The 705-nt window shown below is 60.4% G+C and carries 1 protein-coding gene and 1 pseudogene; both read left to right on the plus strand.

Annotation, left to right across the window (positions count from 1 at the left end; translation table 11 throughout):
- Positions 1 to 324: pseudogene (locus EGI20_RS01200) on the plus strand (cell division protein FtsZ); the annotation flags it as partial.
- A 100-nt stretch (positions 325 to 424) separates the two neighbouring features.
- On the plus strand, positions 425 to 705 hold a 281-nt coding region (locus EGI20_RS01205), incomplete at its 3' end, for a UDP-3-O-acyl-N-acetylglucosamine deacetylase (protein WP_498628971.1).

Raw genomic sequence — 705 nt, forward strand, 5'->3', positions numbered from 1 at the left:
ATGGCCATCGTGCGCCAGTATGCGGATGAAGACGCGCAGGTTAAATTCGGCACCGCCGAAGTCGACGACATGCCGGAAGACGCGATCCGCGTCACGCTGATCGCCACCGGCCTTGGCCAGAAGAAGGTACAGCGCGAAGAGCGTCCGGAGTACATCAAGATCGTCAAGACCGGTACCGATGATTTTGCCCCCTATGCCGATAGCGATCCGCTGGGTGGGGTGACCCGCCGTACCCGCCGCGCGCCGGCCTCGACCGACTTCTCCAATCCCGAAGTGGGCGACAGCTACGATATCCCGACCTTTTTGCGCAAACAGGCAGACTGATAGCGGTAGCCTATTGGACGGTGTGGAGGAATCAACTGGCCTGCGCGAGTCGCTGTGCTAGACTTTCGCCCGTCCAAACTGCAATAAAAGGCGAAACATGATCTTGCAAAGAACGCTGGCGCAAGCGGTCACGGCGACCGGCGTCGGTCTGCATTCCGGTGAACGGGTGAAACTGACCCTGCGCCCGGCCGCGCCGGATAGCGGCATCGTGTTTCGCCGTACCGACCTTGATCCTGTTGTCGATGTCCGTGCCGAGCCTGCGCTGGTCAACGATACGCGCCTCTCCTCGACGCTGGTGACCGATACCGGCGTGCGTATCGGCACGATTGAGCATCTGATGTCGGCTTTTGCCGGCCTGGGCATAGATAATCTGGTGATTGA

It is taken from the genome of Aquitalea sp. S1-19 (genome assembly GCF_024343515.1).